13 protein-coding genes are annotated in these 17,127 nt (G+C 65.1%); 5 read left to right on the top strand and 8 right to left on the bottom strand.

From position 1 onward, the window contains the following. The first annotated feature begins 106 nt into the window (after nt 1-106). Both IP90_RS03890 and IP90_RS03895 read left to right on the top strand, forming a co-directional pair. The gene (locus IP90_RS03890; protein WP_144898322.1) at nt 107-1,456 is read left to right on the top strand and encodes a M14 family zinc carboxypeptidase; all 1,350 of its coding nucleotides are present in this window, start codon (nt 107-109) and stop codon (nt 1,454-1,456) included. A 107-nt stretch (nt 1,457-1,563) separates the two neighbouring features. Next, complete coding sequence (locus IP90_RS03895) at nt 1,564-2,043, top strand: VOC family protein (protein WP_144898323.1); 480 nt, start codon at nt 1,564-1,566, stop codon at nt 2,041-2,043. Nucleotides 2,044-2,134: 91 nt separating this feature from the next. On the opposite strand, the gene IP90_RS03900 is transcribed toward IP90_RS03895, so the two are convergent. The 4 genes from IP90_RS03900 to IP90_RS03915 all read right to left on the bottom strand — a co-directional run bounded on the left by IP90_RS03900 (nt 2,135) and on the right by IP90_RS03915 (nt 10,823). Beyond that, nucleotides 2,135-2,590: a hypothetical protein gene (locus IP90_RS03900; RefSeq protein WP_144898324.1), complete on the bottom strand. Its 456-nt coding sequence runs from the start codon at nt 2,588-2,590 to the stop codon at nt 2,135-2,137. A gap of 166 nt (nt 2,591-2,756) precedes the next feature. Continuing rightward, nucleotides 2,757-8,807 carry an autotransporter outer membrane beta-barrel domain-containing protein gene (locus IP90_RS03905; protein WP_144898325.1) on the bottom strand — a complete coding sequence of 2,017 codons (6,051 nt, stop codon included), beginning with the start codon at nt 8,805-8,807 and terminating at the stop codon, nt 2,757-2,759. A 432-nt stretch (nt 8,808-9,239) separates the two neighbouring features. Next, entirely contained in the window at nt 9,240-10,160 is a 921-nt protein-coding gene (locus IP90_RS03910) for a TIR domain-containing protein (protein WP_144898326.1), read from the bottom strand. 288 nt (nt 10,161-10,448) lie between these two features. Beyond that, entirely contained in the window at nt 10,449-10,823 is a 375-nt protein-coding gene (locus IP90_RS03915) for a SpoIIAA family protein (protein WP_144898327.1), read from the bottom strand. Nucleotides 10,824-11,054: 231 nt separating this feature from the next. Here IP90_RS03915 and IP90_RS03920 point away from each other — a divergent pair, with 231 nt between their 5' ends. Then, nucleotides 11,055-12,164: an ABC transporter substrate-binding protein gene (locus IP90_RS03920; RefSeq protein WP_144898328.1), complete on the top strand. Its 1,110-nt coding sequence runs from the start codon at nt 11,055-11,057 to the stop codon at nt 12,162-12,164. A gap of 185 nt (nt 12,165-12,349) precedes the next feature. Here the strand turns inward: IP90_RS03920 and IP90_RS03925 are convergent, their stop codons facing one another. From IP90_RS03925 to IP90_RS03940, 4 genes are all read right to left on the bottom strand, one after another. Continuing rightward, the gene (locus IP90_RS03925; RefSeq protein WP_144898329.1) at nt 12,350-12,898 is read right to left on the bottom strand and encodes a hypothetical protein; all 549 of its coding nucleotides are present in this window, start codon (nt 12,896-12,898) and stop codon (nt 12,350-12,352) included. A gap of 234 nt (nt 12,899-13,132) precedes the next feature. Then, nucleotides 13,133-13,558 carry a VOC family protein gene (locus tag IP90_RS03930; protein ID WP_242007495.1) on the bottom strand — a complete coding sequence of 142 codons (426 nt, stop codon included), beginning with the start codon at nt 13,556-13,558 and terminating at the stop codon, nt 13,133-13,135. 195 nt (nt 13,559-13,753) lie between these two features. Then, nucleotides 13,754-15,007, bottom strand: coding sequence for a DmpA family aminopeptidase (locus tag IP90_RS03935; RefSeq protein ID WP_199753388.1), 1,254 nt, complete (start codon nt 15,005-15,007; stop codon nt 13,754-13,756). A gap of 191 nt (nt 15,008-15,198) precedes the next feature. Continuing rightward, nucleotides 15,199-16,182, bottom strand: a complete 984-nt coding sequence (locus IP90_RS03940) for an AraC family transcriptional regulator (protein WP_199753389.1) — start codon at nt 16,180-16,182, stop codon at nt 15,199-15,201. 128 nt (nt 16,183-16,310) lie between these two features. On the opposite strand from IP90_RS03940, the gene IP90_RS03945 reads away from it, so the two are divergent. Continuing rightward, nucleotides 16,311-16,688, top strand: coding sequence for a nuclear transport factor 2 family protein (locus tag IP90_RS03945; RefSeq protein WP_199753390.1), 378 nt, complete (start codon nt 16,311-16,313; stop codon nt 16,686-16,688). A 54-nt stretch (nt 16,689-16,742) separates the two neighbouring features. Next, nucleotides 16,743-17,024 carry a putative quinol monooxygenase gene (locus tag IP90_RS03950; protein ID WP_144898331.1) on the top strand — a complete coding sequence of 94 codons (282 nt, stop codon included), beginning with the start codon at nt 16,743-16,745 and terminating at the stop codon, nt 17,022-17,024. Nucleotides 17,025-17,127 lie beyond the last annotated feature (103 nt).

Genomic DNA, 17,127 nt, shown 5'->3' on the forward strand with positions numbered 1-17,127 from the left:
GGCGCAATGCCCTTCGGTTATTGCGCTCTGCGCGGGACCGTCGACGTTTGACAACGCACGACGCGCCTCCGAGCATGCGGCATGCCCTTCACGGAACATCCCCGCCATGCCTCGTGTTCTCGCGCTCGCGTTACTGCTGTTGCCGCTGCTGTCGCCTGACGTGTCCACTGCCCGCGAAGCCGAACCGTCACCGATGGCCGCGAACGCGATGCCGCCACCGCCGGCCTGGCTCGGCGCGCTGGATACGCTGTACGACAAGCAGGTCCGGGTGACGGAGCTGGAAGACCGGGCGTTCTCGCCGGAGCACTGGTGGGATGTCGCCGGACCGCTGGCGACGCCGGCGCGCGGCTTCCATACCGAAGATGTCGGCCGCAGCGCGGAAGGCCGGCCGCTGCGCCACGTGTCGTGGGGCGAAGGCGACACGCGCGTGCTGCTGTGGTCGCAGATGCACGGCGACGAGAGCACGGCATCGATGGCGCTGGCCGACCTGTTCCGCTTCCTGGGCGAGCATCCGCAACATCCGCTGGTGCAACGTCTGCGCAAGAACACCGCCCTGCACTTCCTGCCGGTCATGAATCCCGACGGTGCCGCGCGCTTCCAGCGCCGCAATGCGCAGGGCATCGACGTCAACCGCGACGCACGCGCGCTGGTCACTTCCGAGGCGCGTGCGCTGCACGACCTGCGCGAACGCGTGAAGCCGGCGTTCGGCTTCAACCTGCACGACCAGAACGTGGGCTATCGCGCCGGCGACTCCGACCGCGGCACCGCCATCGCGCTGCTCGCGCCAGCCTTCAACGAGGCGCGTGACGTGGACGCCAGCCGTACGCGCGCTATCGAAGTGGCCGTGGCGATCCGCGCCGTGCTCGAGCCTTACATCGCCGGCCACATCGCCAAATGGGACGACACCTTCAACCCGCGCGCGTTCGGTGACCTCACCGCCCAGGCCGGCGTGTCCACGGTGCTGATCGAATCCGGCGGCATCGAGGGCGATCTGCAGAAGCAGCGCCTGCGCAAGCTGAACTTCCTGGCCCTGATCGGCGCGCTCGACGCCATCGCCACCGGCGCGCACGCGGGCCTGCCGCGCGCGCGCTACGAGGAACTGCCCGAGAACGGCAAGGTCTGGCCGGACCTGCGCATCAGCGGCGGTACGCTCGCGTTGCCCGGGCAACCGCAGGCGAAAGTGGACCTGCTGGTCGAGTTCGAGCGCCCGCTGCTCGAACGTGGCGGCGTCATCGCCGACATCGGCGACCTGGGCGATGTGCGCGCACGCCGCAGCATCGACGCTTCCGGCCTGTACATCGTGCCGTTCGACCCGCCGGGTACACCGGCAGGCAACAGGAAGACGTTCGCGCCCGACCTGCCGGCGTACTTCCACCTCAGCCGCGATCCGCAAGGCCACGACGTGGTGTGGACACTCGCCGGCGACGTGGATCCGGCGAAGCCGACGCCGCCATGAATGGGGGTATGGCAGTTCGGAGGCGCTTGTCGATTTCCGGGTCCGTGGTTCGTCGGTGAAGGCAAGCGGGCACTCCGCCCGCATCCTGCCATCCAAGGAGGCACCGCATGATCCCCAAGAACACGATCTGCCTGTGGTACGAGCGCGACGCGCTCGAGGCCGCGACGTTCTACGCCAAAACCTTCCCCGACAGCTCGGTGGACGCCACCGTTCGCGCGCCCGGCGACTATCCGGACGGCAAGGAAGGCGACATCCTGACCGTCGATTTCACCGTGATGGGCATCCCCTGCGTCGGCCTCAATGGCGGAACCGCGTTCAAGCAGAGCGAGGCGTTCTCGTTCCAGGTGGCCACCGACGACCAGGAAGAAACCGACCGCCTGTGGAACGCGATCGTCGGCAACGGCGGCAAGGAAAGCGAATGCGGCTGGTGCAAGGACAAGTGGGGCGTGTCGTGGCAGATCACCCCGCGCGCGCTGACCGAGGCCTACAAGGATCCGGACCGCGCGGCGGCCAAGCGCGCCTTCGACGCCATGATGACGATGCGCAAGATCGATATCGCCAGGATCGAAGCGGCGCGGCGCGGGTAAGCTGCGCGGACGGTTGGAAGGGTGGGCGCCAGCGCCCATCCTGCGCGGCGACGTAGGGCGGGCCCGGCCCGCCTTCCGTAAGTTGCACGCATCAGATCAGGCGATGACGCCTGAGGATCGCCTCTTCGTCGGTTGCGACGTACGCGAAGATGCGCGGCTTGCCGCCCACCAGCGTCAGGAAATAGGTGTGGTCGAACACGATGCGCACCAGGCGGCCATCGGCCTTGCGCACGGTGCGCGAATCCCAGGTCACCTGCGCCATCGCGTGCTGTCCATCCTGCAGCGGCGTCACCTCGAGTCGCGAAATCTCCATCGACTGCACGCCGATCCTGCGATAGCGCGAGAAGCCGCGCCTGGCCATGAAGCGGAACACCAGTCCGTTCTTGCCGCCATGGACGCCGCCGGGCCCGGACTCCACGAAATAATCGGCGAAGGCGTCCGACACCGCCTTGTCCACGCCCGGCTTGTCCGCCATGGCACGGGCGTAGGTGGCGGTATAGCGCTTGAAGAAAATTTCGACCTTGCTGCGGATCGTTGCGGCCTTCATGGAAGCGCCCTCGACGAGAAAGCCGCACTCTAGCGACACCGCGCGTCGCTGCGAGTGAAGCACGCGGCGCTCCATGCAGGCGCTCGGTACGAACGCCGCGTAAACAAGACGCGCCCCTGCTCAGTTCCGCGTTCCGCAGAGTGTCCGATTTCGTCCCCTAGACATGTCACCAACTCGCGCGAAGGCCGAAGCCTGCGCTCACATTGCGGTAGTCGTGACTGCCGCGCTGCAGCCCCAGAGCCGCCCAACCCGACCAGCGGTCGTCGAACTCGGCTTCAAGGCCCGCGCGACCTTCATAGACGTCGTCGGGGAGACGCTGCTGCAAACGCTGGCCGTCGAACACGACTTCGTTGTCGCGCCCGTTGTTCCAGAAGTTCGCCTCGATGAACGGCTGAAAACGACTCCAATCCGTCGAATTACTCCGCCCGTGTAGGCGAACGCCGACTCGCGAAGTCAATCCGCCGGCGCGTCCACCGTTCACCACGGTTCCACCGCGTTCGACATGATCGTCCACCGAGTAGTCGGTATAGATGAGCTGTACCTGCGGTTCGAGGTACAGGGAGGACGTCGCACCCTGGCGCATGACAATGCCGTACCCCGCTTCGGCCGATGCGACCCAGCTGTCGGAATCGTAGCTTTCCTCGACTAGTCCCTCGCCACGTACCGTGTTGTCGAAGCGTGCGTACTGCAGCCAGCCATCGACGTAGAACCCGGTTCCTGCCTCCGCGTTGGCGAGCCATGTTCCATAGCCTCCGATCGCGTCGCCATCGACGCGACCGCGCGCGGTGAATCCCAAAGGAAACGAAGTCGAATCGGCGGTGGCTTCGCCGTGCGACAGCATCACGCCGGCTTGCCAGGCAGACTGGCTGCCCGCGCTGCGAACCACGCCGGCGCCGCCCTGGAGCAGATTGGTGTCACCGCGCATATCCTGACCCAGGCCGCCCGCCTCGACGCCCGACTGGAACTGCTTGCGATGGATCCGGATCCATCCGTTGACGCCCTTGTCTGCGTGCGCGACGAAGACAGGCTCTCCCATGCGTTCGCGCATGGTTTGCTGCAGCATCGTTACCGCTGCATATTGATTGCCCAGATAACCACCTACTTCCGGTCGTATGCCCGCCGCGCGCAGGTACCAGTCGCCGTCGGCTGGATCGCTGACGCTGCCCTGGAACAAGCGGAAGTCGAACGCGCCGCCCACCGCACGACCGGCGAGCGTGAACACTCCATCGGAGGCGCCGTCCACGCGGACCACCCGGATGCCTTCCTGTGTTGTTCCTGGCGTGGCGCCGGCAACACCGCCTACTTGCAGCGACGTCGAGCCGCTAGCCGCCCCCAGCACCACCAACTGGTCGGTCGGCGAATCGTCATTGCCGAGGACCGTGTTGATCTGCAATGCACCACTGTTGCCGGCATAGTCGCCCAAAACGGTCAGCGTGTTGCCTATGCTTGGACCGGCGAGCACCACTGTACCCGCATTGTCCAAAGAGCCGACGCTCGCCGCGCCCGAATTCGCCTGCAGGGTCCCGGCGTTGTCGACATCTCCGCCCACCGCCGCGCCGTCCAGCAGCAACAGGCTGGCGCCCGAGGCGATGCTGGCACTGCCTGCCATCGCGCCATTGGCGACCAGCTGCAGAGTGCCGGTTTGTATATGAGTCAGCCCGGCGAAGCCGGCCAACGCCTGGTCGACCGTCAGCATGGCCGGTCCGGACTTGTTCAACGTGCCACTGCCGGTCACCGTGTTTCCCAACATCCAGTCGCCCGCCGCCGACAGATCGAGCATGCCTTCGTTGCCGATGGCCGCCTGTCCGAGGTGTGCCGCCTGACCGGCTGCAAGCGTGGTGCCCGAAGCGATGTCGAACCGTCCGCTGAATCCGCTGTTGTCGCCTTCCAGCGTAATTTCCGCCGCATCCTGCAACTGCACGGTTCCGCTGCCTGCCAGTTGTTTGCTGAAGGAGCCTTGGGCGGAGACGCCAGGCGCACTTGCGATCTGCGCGAAGGTGAGCAGGTCGCCCGCCCCGGCCAGGGTGACCAGCCCCGACGTGCCCAGGCCCTGCGTATTGTTGAGGATGAGTTGCGAGCCTTCGGTGACGTTGACATCGCCGCTGTAATCGGCGTTGGCTCCGCTCACTTCGACGATGCTCGGATCGATGTTGAAGGTACCCGCACCGAACAGCGTCGCGCTCTCGATCATGCCGCCGCTGGGATCTCCTCCTGCCCGCAGCGAATCGGTGATCGTCAGCGTGCCGTCCAGATCCAGACGGCTTCCGGCATGGGTGACCAGCTTGCCAATCGCCTGGACCCGGCCGTTGACATCCACGGTTGCACCGCTCGCGATGTCGAGCAGCGGCGTCAGACCTAGGACGCCGTCATTGCCCAACCGCAACGTACCGCTCAGGACATGCGTCTCGCCGCCATAGTCGTTGGCCGAATTGGACAAACTCACCGCGTTGCCTTCCGCGTCGATGGCCAGGTTGCCTAGACCGGTCAGCAACGCAGCCAGATCGGTGTCGCGACCAGTGGCGCCCGCAGCCGGTGACAGGGTCAGCGTCTGCCCAGCCTGCAGGTCGAGTTGGCGCAGGCCGTATCCGACGAACAAGCCTTGCCCGCCCAAACCATCGACCGTGTTGAAGATGAAATCGTAGTTGGCGATCGCTACCGTGTTCCCGTTCTCTTCAACATCGACATCAGCTGACGTCTGCGGAATCTCGGCAGGTGGCGGAGAGAGGTTCAGCAGGTTGAGGTTGCTGGCGCTGCCCGTCACCGTGCCGCTGGCGCTGATCAACTGCAGTTGCACGTCATCATCCTGGCTGAGCAGGTTGCCGTCCCCAGTCGCGCCGGGCAGGTTTTCCACCAGGTCGCTGCTGCTGAAATCGATGGCCACGTCTCCGCTGTCCAGCACCAGGTCCCCGGTGGAGATGGAACTGTCTGCGGTGATCGACGTCGGCAGGGCGACGGCAGCGTCCAAGAAGTCTAACCGGCCACCATTGAGTGTCAGGTTTCCGGTGGCCTGTACTCCAGCCCCCACCGTCGTGGTGTTGCCACTGTCCAATTGCAGGGTGGCGGCCGCCAAGGCCGAAGTGTTGGTTCCCGAAAGCGCGAATTGCCCGGTTCCCAGCTGCACCGTCCCGCTGTAGCCGCCGCCGTCGTTCGCGAATTCGAACGCGTTTGCCGGATCGGCGAGCATGACGGAGAACAAACCCGCGCCCGGCGTGGCACTGGCAAGGGCATTGTTGAATGTGAAATCGCCTGCCGCTGCCACCGCGACGGCACCGCCCTCGGACAACGTCACCGTTCCGCTGCCCAGTTCGTCGTTGCGATCCACCGCCAGGGTTCCGGCGAGTACGTTGGTACCGCCGGAGTAGGTGTTGGCTGCGGTGAGTCTGAGTATTCCAGCACCGGCCTTGTTGAGGCCACCATTACCGCCGAGCATACCGTTCCAGGTGATGCCAAGGCCGTTGGTATCGAGCGTGGAGGTGGCGGTCAGGTTGGCGTCGACATCCGTGGTGAGCGCCGAATCGAACGCCTGCACGGTACCTCCGCCGAGGTTGAACGTGTAGCTGCCGGTTCCGCCCGCCGGCAGGTATGGTCCGATCAGAGCACCGCCGCCGACCTGCAGCGTGCCGCCGGTGAGGTTGTACGTTCCCTGACCAGAGCCGGCCAGATAGAGGTTCGAACCCGCTCCGATCGTGAGCGTGCCGCCCTCCTGGTTCACCGTGCCGTTGGAGCTTGGAAATGCAGTGACACTGTTGTTGTTGCCGATGACCATCTGCACGTTCGTCAGCGTGGCCTGTCCACCGTTGATATTCAGCACACCGGTGCTGGCGGGATTCGGAGTGGTGTTGCGCCCCACCACCAGGAATCCACTGTCCATCGCCAGCGTGCCGCCGGACAGGTTGTAGGTACCGGTGCCGCCCTGGTTGCCGATGTTGAGCCCGACGCAGCTGGCAGGAGTGCCGCACCTGGGCGTCAGTATCACGGCGCCGCCACTGTGGTTCACCGTGCCGGCGCCGCCGAAGTCGCCGACCTGCAGCGCGGTGCCGACGGTGAGGGTACCGCCTTCGACTTCCAGTGCTCCGACGTCAGGGACACCCGCGCTGGCGCCGAAGCCGATGGACAGGCGCGTGACTTCAGTGTTGCCGGCGGTCTGGGCCAGTGCTCCTTGACCGACGTAGATGGCGTTCGTGTTACCTGCCGCATCCCCGAATCTAGAGTCGTTGATCGTCATCGTCCCGGTGCCGACTTTGATGAAGGTCCCGGTCGCGCCCATGTTCACCGTGCCTGAGAACGCACTGTTGGTGTTGTCCAAGCCGGTCAACAGGACCTTTTCCTGCATGTCCACGCTGCCGGCGCCCGCCAGGCTGCCGATTGCGGAACCCGTACCGCCAGTGGGCAACGTGCTGCCCCCGGCCTGAATGTCGAACGCGGCACCCTCTGCGATGGTCACGCGCGCGTTGGCGAAGTCATCCGGCGAAGCGAAGCCGTACAGGACTCCGCTTGCCCCGAGCGCAAGGGTGCCTTCGGTGATCGTCGTCGGTCCCTTGTACGTGTTGACCGCGTTCAATGTCAGCGTGCCACCACCGGTCTTGTCGAGTCCGCCGGCACCGCCGAGCATGCCGTTCCAGGTGATGCCAAGGCCGTTGGTATCGAGCGTGGAGTCAGCGGTGAGGTTGGCGTTGACCGCCGTGATGAGTGACGAGCCAAGCGCCTGCACAGTGCCGCCGCCGAGGTTGAACGCGTACGCTCCGCCGGATGTGCGGACACCCTGCAGCGAATTGCCGCCGATTCGCAGCGTGCCCCCGTTGAGGTTGTAGGTGCCGCTTCCGCTTCCGGCCAGCCACAGTTGTGAAGCGTTTTCCACTGTCAGCGTGCCGCTGTCCTGGTTCACGACACCGGTACCCGAAGTGGTGCCGGTTTGATTGTTGCCTATCACCATTTGGCCGGATTCGCCGGGAACGGCACCGTCTCTGATTGTGACTTCGGCACTACCGCCGATATTGAGCGTCCCGCTGGTCGGATTGGCTGTTGTACGCCCCAGCACCAGAAAGCCATCTTCCAGCACCAGCGTGCCGCCGGAAATGGCGTAGGTGCCTGTGCCACCCTGGTTGCCGATGTTCAGGCCGACGCAATTGGCGGAATTACCGCACCTGGGCGTCAGCAGCACGTTGCCGCCGCTCTGGTTAACCGTGCCGATGCCGCCGAAGTCGCCTATCTGAAGCGCGGTGCCAACAGTCAGATCGCCACCACTGACGGTCAACATGCCTTCGTTGCCGCCATTCGTGCCGATGGACAGATACGTTGCATTCGTGTCGCCGCTGGTCTGTGCGAGCCCGCCACCCGCAACATAGACCGTGCCGAACCCCGGGCCGAGATTACCTCCCGGGCCACTGAAGGTAGCGTCGTTGATCGTCATGGTGCCGGCACCAATCTTGGTGAAGGCCGCGCCCACGTCGATCTCCATGGTGCCCGAGAACGCGGTGGAGCTGTTGTCGTAGCCTGCCAACAGTTGGTAGGGCTGGAGAGCAACGGTGCCTCCCGGCCCAGCGGCGATCCTCACTACGCCGCCGCCCGCAAGGCTGCCGAGCACGACGCCCATGAGGCCGGCGGGTGCGGGAGTGCCGGGAGGGGAGATATCCGCAATCTGCGTCGTCACCGCATTCATGGTGAAGGTGCCGTTGTTGATCAGCTTCACGCCACCGGTGATGGCGTCAACGGCAGTCCCCGCCTGCAGGATTGCATTACCGGACATCGTGTACGACCCGCTGTTGGTGACCACGCCTCCGTTGCCGAGAAGGACTGCACTGTAGTCCGTGCCGCTGGGAGGGAAGGAGGTGCCCCCTTGTTGATTGACAGAGCCGCCGCTCTGTACGGTCAGGAAAGGGGTCGGAGCGCCTGCGCCGCCGACCAACTGCAGGGTGGAGCTGGCGATTACGGTCAGGAAGCCGCTTCCGGTCACCTCGGCTGCTTCATACATGTTTGGTCCAACGGCGGTCTGCACCGAGTCCGTTACCACCAGTATCTCCGCCTGGCACGGCGCCGGCGCCACAGCCAGGACGGCGCCTGCACACACCATCGAGATGCCCAGTGAGAGTGCGTGCCGGCGGCATGCAACCAGGCGTGTGGGCAGGGCTGCGGAAACGCGTCTTCCGGCAAGTTCGATGCACGCCGACGTTGCCACCTGGGTATAACGGGAAACCGCAACAGGACTGAAGGTGTTCATGGATAGCTCCTCCTTGACAACGCCGATCCCCGGCGGTGCCAAGGACCATCCAGACCTTGTGCAACAATCAATAGGCGCGGTAGTTGCGCATGCGGAACGGTGAGCCGAAGCGGATAGCTGCGAATCCGCGGCCGGGCTTCGTTTTACACCCCAAAAAGCGGCAGATTGTTACGAACGGGTGATGCCTTTCTGCCGGAAATCACTTGGACAGTTGCTTCTCCGGCTCCGTCAGCAAAAAGGGCCAGAGTGCGGTCAACCGACCTCTTCGATTTCGTCGGCAGCTGGAGCCCGATGCGACCTCAAACGGCATCACCGATCCACTTCCCCTCTATACCGGCCTGATGTCTGAATTGCAGGACGCATCGGCCGCGGCGTAAAGCGCGCGATGCCGGCATCGCGTGCAGCGACTACCCTCCGTCGCACGCGGCGGGATCAGGTACTCCTGATCGATTTCCACTCCGCAAGCCGCTCGGCGATGAGATCCAGTCGCTTGCGGTTGTCAGTACCATCCAGGACATCCACATCCGCAGGTTCGGCGCGGACATAGACGCCGGAAGTCCGCGTGTCCACGCCTTCGCCACGCGTCGTGAAGTAGCCCGACGCGCGGTCGGCGGACTCCAGCCGGACCTCGCCCGTTCCTTCCAGCTGTGGTGCGTCCGGGTGCAGCGGCCGCTCGCCCTTCCAGTAGTAGAAAATGCCGGAAGCGTCATCCCTCTCCCGCATCGCCTCGCTCCAGTATCTGGCCGACAGCGTGCCATCCTCCTGCCAGGCCCGCCCATTGGTTTCGAGGGCGCCGCTACGGTTCCTCGATATCTTCAGGACTCCGAGCGCCGATGGCTCCTTTTCGGTTCGCTGGGTCAGCGAGTACTGCCACCACAGTCCTTCGATGCGTGCGGCGCGGCCTTCGTTCTCGATCGCGTTGCGGAGTTTCTGGCAGATGGCTTTCGTCCCGGCGGCGGACATCGATCCGTCATAGCGCACGCATGTGAGACCAAGAAGGTCGGTGGGGAGCTTCGCCCCGCTGGCATGCAGGATGAAAGTCCGACGCATGCCGAGCACTCCACCAAAAAGGCCGGCCTCGAAGACGACGTTGTCGCGCGGAGATGCCTGGCCGGGCGTAGGCTCGATCGATGCGGGCACGCTGTTCGCGGTCCAGTCATCCTGCGCGAACACGAATGCCGCGAAGTCGACCTGGCGCGTCAGCTCAAGCAGGCGCTCCAGTGTCGTGGTCCCTGGATTGAACGACGTCATCCAGGGCTCCACCTGCGCAATGTCCTCGAGGCCACGGGTCAACGCCTGCAGCAACTTCGTCTGCTTCCCCGACGAGCCAAGGAAGATGCGGGGCTTTGCCATCGGATTCTCCGGATGATGTCGCTCCCCAGACGGGCAACGAAGCGAAGCGATTCTCGCGCCTCGCCCAGGTTCGGGCAACTTCGCCATCAAGAAGACGAGGCACAACGCCGCCCTTTGGCAACACCTGTTCGGCTTATCCGGAGTACCCACCACGCGCGTCCGCAGTGAACGTAGAACGTATCAGCTGCAGGCGTAATGCGCCGAATGCAACGGCTTCGTAAGCGCCCTACGGCGCAATGCTCTTCGGCTATTGCGCCCTACGTTGTGCTATGAAGTTGCGTGCGCCCCTCAGTCCCGGGCGCCCAGTACCCAAGCGAGCGCCTCGTCACGGCGCGAGGGTTCGAACACGCGATAACCGATGCCCGGCAGCAGCGCGCTTTCGGTCCGGCTCAGGCCGCGTACCCATGCCTGGTCGGCAACGACCGCGATACGACCGAAGCGCCGCAGCTGTCGGAACAGCGGCAACGCACGCGCGATGTGGTCGCCGAGGCCGGCGAGCTCCAATGCATCGAGAGCACGCGTTTCGGCGAACACATGCACGGTGTCGAACCGAGCAAGCCGATCCTCCAGCCAGTCCATCATCGCGTCGAGGTCGGCACTGGTGACGCGATCGGCCACCACGACGGCCAAGGTGTCCTCGGGGGAGTCCAGGAAAGTCAGCATCGGTGCCTCCGGTGTCGTCGCGATTGTCCACAAAACAAGGTGGAGACGATGTCAGTGTGCCCCGGCCTTGTCGCTGGTGGCGGATGGCGGCAGCCCCACACTCGCTTCCACGCTCACCGGAAGCCGGAGCACTGCTTCCATCCTTGCGGCTCGGCTACTCTTGCGCGCCACGAACCTTCACTCCTCAGTCCTGGAACCACAACCGAATCGTCACACTGGAAATGCGAACGCATGAATTCACGACCGTCGTCCACTGAAGCGCGCACCAACGAATCGGCCGTACGGATCGGCGCCCTGGTTCCATTGACCCGGCCCGGCTGGATCGAGGCAGGGCGGCATCTGCTCGCTGGACTCGAACTGGCCGTTCGCGAGGTCAACGACGCCGGCGGTATCGCCGGACAAGCACTCGAGTTGCTGGTCCGCGACACCGCGGCCGATCCGCAGAAGGCCGCGGCAGCCGTCGATGAACTGGATCGCCTGGGCGTGGTCGCCCTGACGGGGGAATACCACAGCGTCGTCGCCCGCGCCGCGGCCGCGAAGGCCGATGCGCTCGGCCTGCCGTTCCTGTGCTCGTCGGCAGTACTCGATGCGCTCACCGAACAGCCCACCTCATGGGTCGCGCGCATCGCACCGGCGCAGTCGCACGGTTGGCGGATCTATGCGGACTTCCTGCTGCGCGCCGGCCACCACCGCATCGCCGTCGCGACCCAGCCGAGCGTCTACTGGGCCTCCGGCGCACGCATCCTGCGCGAGCAGCTCGCGCCGCACGGCGGCGACGTCATCGAATTCGACATGACTGCGCTCACCCCGGCGGCGCTATGCGATGCACTCGTCGAGCATCGCGCGACCGCTCTGCTGCTTCTGGTCGGCCATCCGGAGCCGGCCGTGCCGATCGTCAAGGCCGTCCGCCACGATCCGCGCCTTGCCGGGATACTGATCGGCGCTCCGGCCGGACAACCGGAGTTCGCCGAATGGGCGACGCTGCTCGGTGACGACGGCGCCGCGATTCCGTTCCTGCGCTATCTGCCGCAACAGCTTGGCCCACTCGCTACACACGTCGAGGCAACCCTGCGCGAGCAACTCGGCGAAGCGCCCTCCTTCGTCGCGTTCGAAGGCTACGACACGATCGTCGTGCTCGCAGCTGCGCTGCGGTCGCACGGCGTGGACCGCGCGCGCATCGCCGACAACTGGGCGCACGTCGCGGTCGAAGGCACGCGCGGCCAGATCCGCTTCTCGCGCACGCCGGGCATCAACGTCTGGCAATGGGCCTGGCCGCCGGTCCAGATCGTCGATCGCGATCCGGCGCAACCGCATGACTTCCGCATCCTTCACCCCGACTGAGTGCAGCCTCGCAGGCTGGGTTGGCTCCACCAACCCAGCATCCCGAACCGCCGTGCGCCGGGTCGATGAAGTGAACGCAGGGCGCATTAGCCACAGGCGTAATGCGCTGGATGCACAGAACTTTCGGATTGCCATGCGGGGCGCAATGCCCTTCGGTTATTGCGCCCTACGTGGGCTGTGTGCCGTTATGGCCCCGGTGGCGGAGGCGTTCGCCCGATCGGTTGCGGCCATTCCTTGTTGGTCTCCAGCAGTGCACCCACCGCGATCGCAACGTTCTGGAACCTGCGTCTCTGCACGAGATAGCTGGCCCCCAGCACACCCACGAAGAACAGTGCCACGGCTGGCATCACGACCAGGGCCGGAACAAGGCTCGCGGCAATCAGCAAGATACTCCAGTTGCACCACCCGATCACCCGGATTTCGCGCCTCTGGCGGTCAGCCACGATCAGCCCGCGCATGATCGGCAGATAACCTGGACCCCTGGGCATCAAAAGGCTCTCGCGAAAGGCGCACATGTTTCCGGACAGCGGCTCGAACACGATCGACGCCCAGCTTGCCGGGGGATACTCGCCTTCCAGCCAATTGAACGGAAGATGGGAAAGTGCCGCTGCCGGCGCCGCAATACACTGCTTGAACACAGGCAAGCCCCAGCTGAAGTAGCTGCGACTCCACAGGAACATGAGCAAGGCTTCAACCAGCACCACTGTAATCAGCAGGCAGATCAGGAAGGTCATCAGTGATCCATCGTGAGCGAGTCCTCGGCCACAAGCGGGTATCGCATGGCCATTGGACTGAGCGCATCAAGTTAGATGGATAACGACGCTCTTGTCCATGCGCAGCGAGCCTGCGGACTTGGTGACGTAGGCGCCCCACTGATCAAGAACTGCAGGCGGGGTTGGTTCCTCCAACCCAGCCTCAGATGCCTTCAAGTGCCCGGCGATGAAGCCAACCCGGCCTACGGTCCCTGCCTACTTCGAATCCGCAGCCGGAATCGTATTCACCATCCACGGCACGCCGAAGCGGTCAACCAGGCTGCCGTAGCCGGGCGACCAGAAGGTTTCGGAGAAATCCATCACCACCTTGCCGCCTTCCTTCAGCGCATCGAACCAGCGGCGCGCCTGTGCGGCATCTTCGGTATGCAGGGTGACGTCGAAGCCGTTCTTGGGCTTGTCGATGTTGGGCGCCCACTCCTTGTCCATGTCAGCCCCCATCAGCGCCTGGTCGCCGATATCGAGCCAGCAATGCATCAGCCAATCCTTGTACTTGGCATCGTTCATCTGCATTTCCGGCGGCGCTTCGCTGTAGGGATGGGCGGCGGTGATCTTGCCACCCAGTACTTTCGCGTAGAACTCGAACGCCTCGCGGCATTGGCCGCGGAAGCTGAGACTGGTCACGATCTTCAAGACGATTCCTCCTTCGCAGGGCAGGCGGCACGGCCTGGGGCATTGCAGGCTGCCACACCGTTGTTTAAAGCGGCATGACGAGGCGGTCGTAGGGGCGGAACCTCCGAAGGAGGGTGCGCCGTTTACGCTCTCGCGAACCGCCAATGGCGGAAACCGCTGCGCGGGTTCCGCCCTACGAATGCGCCGTTACGGCACCACGCCATGGCGCACGAGGATCTCGCGCACGCGCTCGAGCGGGATCGCCTCCACGGTGCTGCCATTGCCGCTGACGGTGGTGGCCATGAACAGCGAGTTGTAGACGGCTTCCTCGACGGCTTCCACCGTGGCCTGGAACAGCGCGCTGTTTGCATCGTTGCCCAGTTCAGCGGCCGGATTCGTTGCGGCGCCGGCCGTGCGGCGCACGTCGGGCGAGGTGGAGAAGGCCAGCACGTAGTCGCCGCTGCCGTTGGAAGCCGAACTGCCGGTGCGGCCTAGGCCCATCATCGCGCGCGAGGCGATCCGTCCCAGGTTGCGATCGCCCACCGGCGCATCGGTGGCGATGACGATGATCACCGAGCCGTCGCCGCGATCGTCCGCGGGTCCGTCCGTCGGCTTGTCCGCGGCGGGCGTGGGAGCTGCCTCAAGCACATTCTGGAACGCATAACGTCCCAGCTCGCGCCCGACTGGAGCGCCGAGCACCTGCAGCACGCCGCCGAAGTTGGTCTGCACAAGAACGCCCACCGTCCATCCGCCGAGTACCTTCGGCAACACCCGCGATGCGGTACCGATGCCGCCTTTCCAGCCGAACGCCTCGGTGCCCGTGCCGGCGCCCACGCTGCCTTCCGCCACCGGCCCGCTGCGCGCGCTTTCGAGCGCGCGCCAGACGTCCTTGGCCGCTATCGGCCGCGCGCGGATGTCGTTGAGCCCGCCGTCGTTGGTCTCGCCCACCACCGGGTTGATCGAACGCACGTCCTGCATGTCCGGCTGCCGCAGCATCCAGTCCGCCATCGCATCGGCGGCCTTCCACACGCACAACGTGCAGGTCAGCAGCACCGGCGTTTCCAGCTCGCCCAGCTCGGCCACCTGGGTGGTGCCGACGAACTTGCCGAAACCATTGCCCACGTGCACCGCCGCCGGTACACGCGACAACCATGGATTGCCGGCATGCGGAAAGACCGCCGTGATGCCGGTGCGCACACCGTCGCCGCGCACCAGCGAAACCTGGCCAACGCGCACGCCTTCGACATCGGTGATCGCATTCCACTGCCCCGGCGCGAAGATCCCCGGCGCCACGCCCAGTTCGCGAGCGCGCACGCGTCCGTCATCGCGCGCATCGGTGGTCTGCGCGAAGGCCGGCGCCACAAGCAGCAGCATGACGAGGCAGGCGATCCAGGGACGAGGATTGCGCATGCCGGCGGCCGGCAGGTTTTCGCCCGAGTAGGTGTCGTCGAATTCATTCATGGGGCCATGGTAGCTCGCGATCCCGATGCCATGCGCGCGCGATACGCCAGGCCTGTAGGGCGGGCATCGCCAATGCCGTAACCCGGGCAAGGCCAAGGCTGCACGCCGGGTGCGCCGCAGCGGACAGGTCGCAGCCGGTTGCGCTTCGCTTACCCGAACCACGCTGGCTGGGATTTCCCCGGCCCATCGCGCTACGGTTCTGCGGCCGTTGGTTGCCCAGCCTTGCGCTCCCGTCGGTATCGCGCCGGCGGTGCGCCGAACGTGCGCCTGAAGGCGCGGTTGAACGCTGCTTCCGACTCGTACCCGACGTCGCATGCGACCTGCAGGACTTTGCGGTTCGTGCTCAACAAGAGACGTGCACCGAGCTGAAGGCGCCAGCGCGCCAGATATGCGAGGAGCGATTCGCCCATGAGCTGGGCGAATCGTTCGGCCAGTACCGTGCGCGACGTGCCGCTCGCCCGTGCCAGGTCGGGCAGTGTCCATGCACGCGCAGGGTCACGGTGCAGCAGCGCAAGCGCGCGCCCGACGTTGGCGTCGCGCGCGCCCGCCAACCAGCCGGTGCGCTCAGGCGGCAGCTCATCCATGTACCGGCAGAGCGTTTCCACGAACACGGTTTCGGCCAGCTTGGCAAGAACCGCCAACCGACCGGCCCGCTGTGATTCCGCCTCGCTGGCGCAGTGGCGTATCGCGCTCTCGATCCATGCGCCCGCTGGGCTGCGGCGCACATTCGTCTTGAGCAACGCAGGCAAGCCGCGCAGGAACAGGCTTTCTGCGTGACGCTCGCAACCCAGGTAGCCGCAGATGATCCGGGTCACGGGTCCATCGCCGCCCCATTTCTCGGCAGCCATCTCGCCGTTCGCGAGCTTCGGAAGCAGGCGCGTCCCGGGAAACAACCTGGAGGTTCGTCCATTCCAAAGTTCATGCGCATCGCCGTGCGGAAATACGACGATGTCACCGGCCTCCAGGTCCACCTCGTCGTGGCCGGCGGTGCGAGCCGTCGCCCGCCCTTCCGTCACCAGATGGAACAGCACCAGCCGCTCGCTATCCGGCGAAATCGTGGGACCGATCTCATCCTGCGCCGGAGTGACGAATCGCCACGGTGCGGAGAACTCGCCGTTGAAAAAGAGCGCGCCGGTAATGCGTACCGCGCGCATGGCTTCCGATAGTGCATCCATCCTGCAAAGAACTCTGGACTCTCGGTCAAACCCGGCCTGGCACGCCTTGGCACACTCGTCCCACCTCAGGCACATCGCACTGCAAAGGAGACAACATGGAAACCACGACATCCCGAACATTGTGAATCATGCAGCAATTCAACCGCGCCTTCGTGCAGCACGACAAGTCCCTGCTCGACGGCCTGATCGCAGAAGATTGTGTCATGGAAAGCGTGGAACCCGCCCCCGATGGCACCCGCTATCTCGGCCGCCAAGCGTGCCTGGAGTTCTGGCAAAGGCTCGCCGATAGCCGCGACAGCCAGTTCGCCGACGAAGACATCGTGGCCATCGACGACCGCGCCATCATTCTCTGGCGCTACCGCTTCGGACCCGGCATGTCGCAGTCGGTTCGCGGCGTGAACGTGATGCGCGTGCGCGACGGCCAGATCGTGGAGGCGTTCGGGTACGTGAAGAGCGGCGACGCCGTAGCCGCCGCCGTCCGCAGCGCAACGGCTAGCGATGAATAACCGCATTTACGCATGACTGTTGGCATGCCGTAGCGACTCGAAGGAGAAGCGTCCATGATCATCATCGCGGGCCATACGCTCACCGAAGCGGGCAAGCGCGACGCTGCGGTAGCAGCGTTCGCCAGCATGGTGGAACGGGCAAGGCGGCACGACGGCTGTCTTGACCTGTCGATCAGCGCCGATTCTGTCGGCCCCGAGCGCATCAACGTCTTCGAGTGTTGGCGCGATCAGCAGGCTTTGAACGATTGGCGCAAGATCGCGAAAGCACCCAGAGTCAAACTACGGGAAGCCCACGTGAAGCTGTACCGCAGCGACAAGGCCGAGAAGCCGTTCTGACTCGGAGCGGGTACGTGCAGCCGATGTCGGGCGTAACCGCCTTCGCTTGTCGGAAAACGCCGTAATTTGCTGGCCTTCCACCAGTTGGCCAGGGGCCCACCCG

Source organism: Luteimonas cucumeris (assembly GCF_007830035.1).
Taxonomy (GTDB): domain Bacteria; phylum Pseudomonadota; class Gammaproteobacteria; order Xanthomonadales; family Xanthomonadaceae; genus Luteimonas_C; species Luteimonas_C cucumeris.

Bases quoted from the DNA above. Each gene is read 5' to 3' on its own strand.
- IP90_RS03940 (WP_199753389.1), bottom strand. From the start codon at position 16,182: ATGGATGCACTATCGGAAGCCATGCGCGCGGTACGCATTACCGGCGCG.
- IP90_RS03900 (WP_144898324.1), bottom strand. From the start codon at position 2,590: ATGAAGGCCGCAACGATCCGCAGCAAGGTCGAAATTTTCTTCAAGCGC.
- IP90_RS03905 (WP_144898325.1), bottom strand. From the start codon at position 8,807: ATGAACACCTTCAGTCCTGTTGCGGTTTCCCGTTATACCCAGGTGGCA.
- IP90_RS03935 (WP_199753388.1), bottom strand. From the start codon at position 15,007: ATGAATGAATTCGACGACACCTACTCGGGCGAAAACCTGCCGGCCGCC.
- IP90_RS03950 (WP_144898331.1), top strand. From the start codon at position 16,743: ATGATCATCATCGCGGGCCATACGCTCACCGAAGCGGGCAAGCGCGAC.
- IP90_RS03915 (WP_144898327.1), bottom strand. From the start codon at position 10,823: ATGCTGACTTTCCTGGACTCCCCCGAGGACACCTTGGCCGTCGTGGTG.
- IP90_RS03895 (WP_144898323.1), top strand. From the start codon at position 1,564: ATGATCCCCAAGAACACGATCTGCCTGTGGTACGAGCGCGACGCGCTC.
- IP90_RS03945 (WP_199753390.1), top strand. From the start codon at position 16,311: ATGCAGCAATTCAACCGCGCCTTCGTGCAGCACGACAAGTCCCTGCTC.
- IP90_RS03925 (WP_144898329.1), bottom strand. From the start codon at position 12,898: ATGACCTTCCTGATCTGCCTGCTGATTACAGTGGTGCTGGTTGAAGCC.
- IP90_RS03890 (WP_144898322.1), top strand. From the start codon at position 107: ATGCCTCGTGTTCTCGCGCTCGCGTTACTGCTGTTGCCGCTGCTGTCG.
- IP90_RS03910 (WP_144898326.1), bottom strand. From the start codon at position 10,160: ATGGCAAAGCCCCGCATCTTCCTTGGCTCGTCGGGGAAGCAGACGAAG.
- IP90_RS03920 (WP_144898328.1), top strand. From the start codon at position 11,055: ATGAATTCACGACCGTCGTCCACTGAAGCGCGCACCAACGAATCGGCC.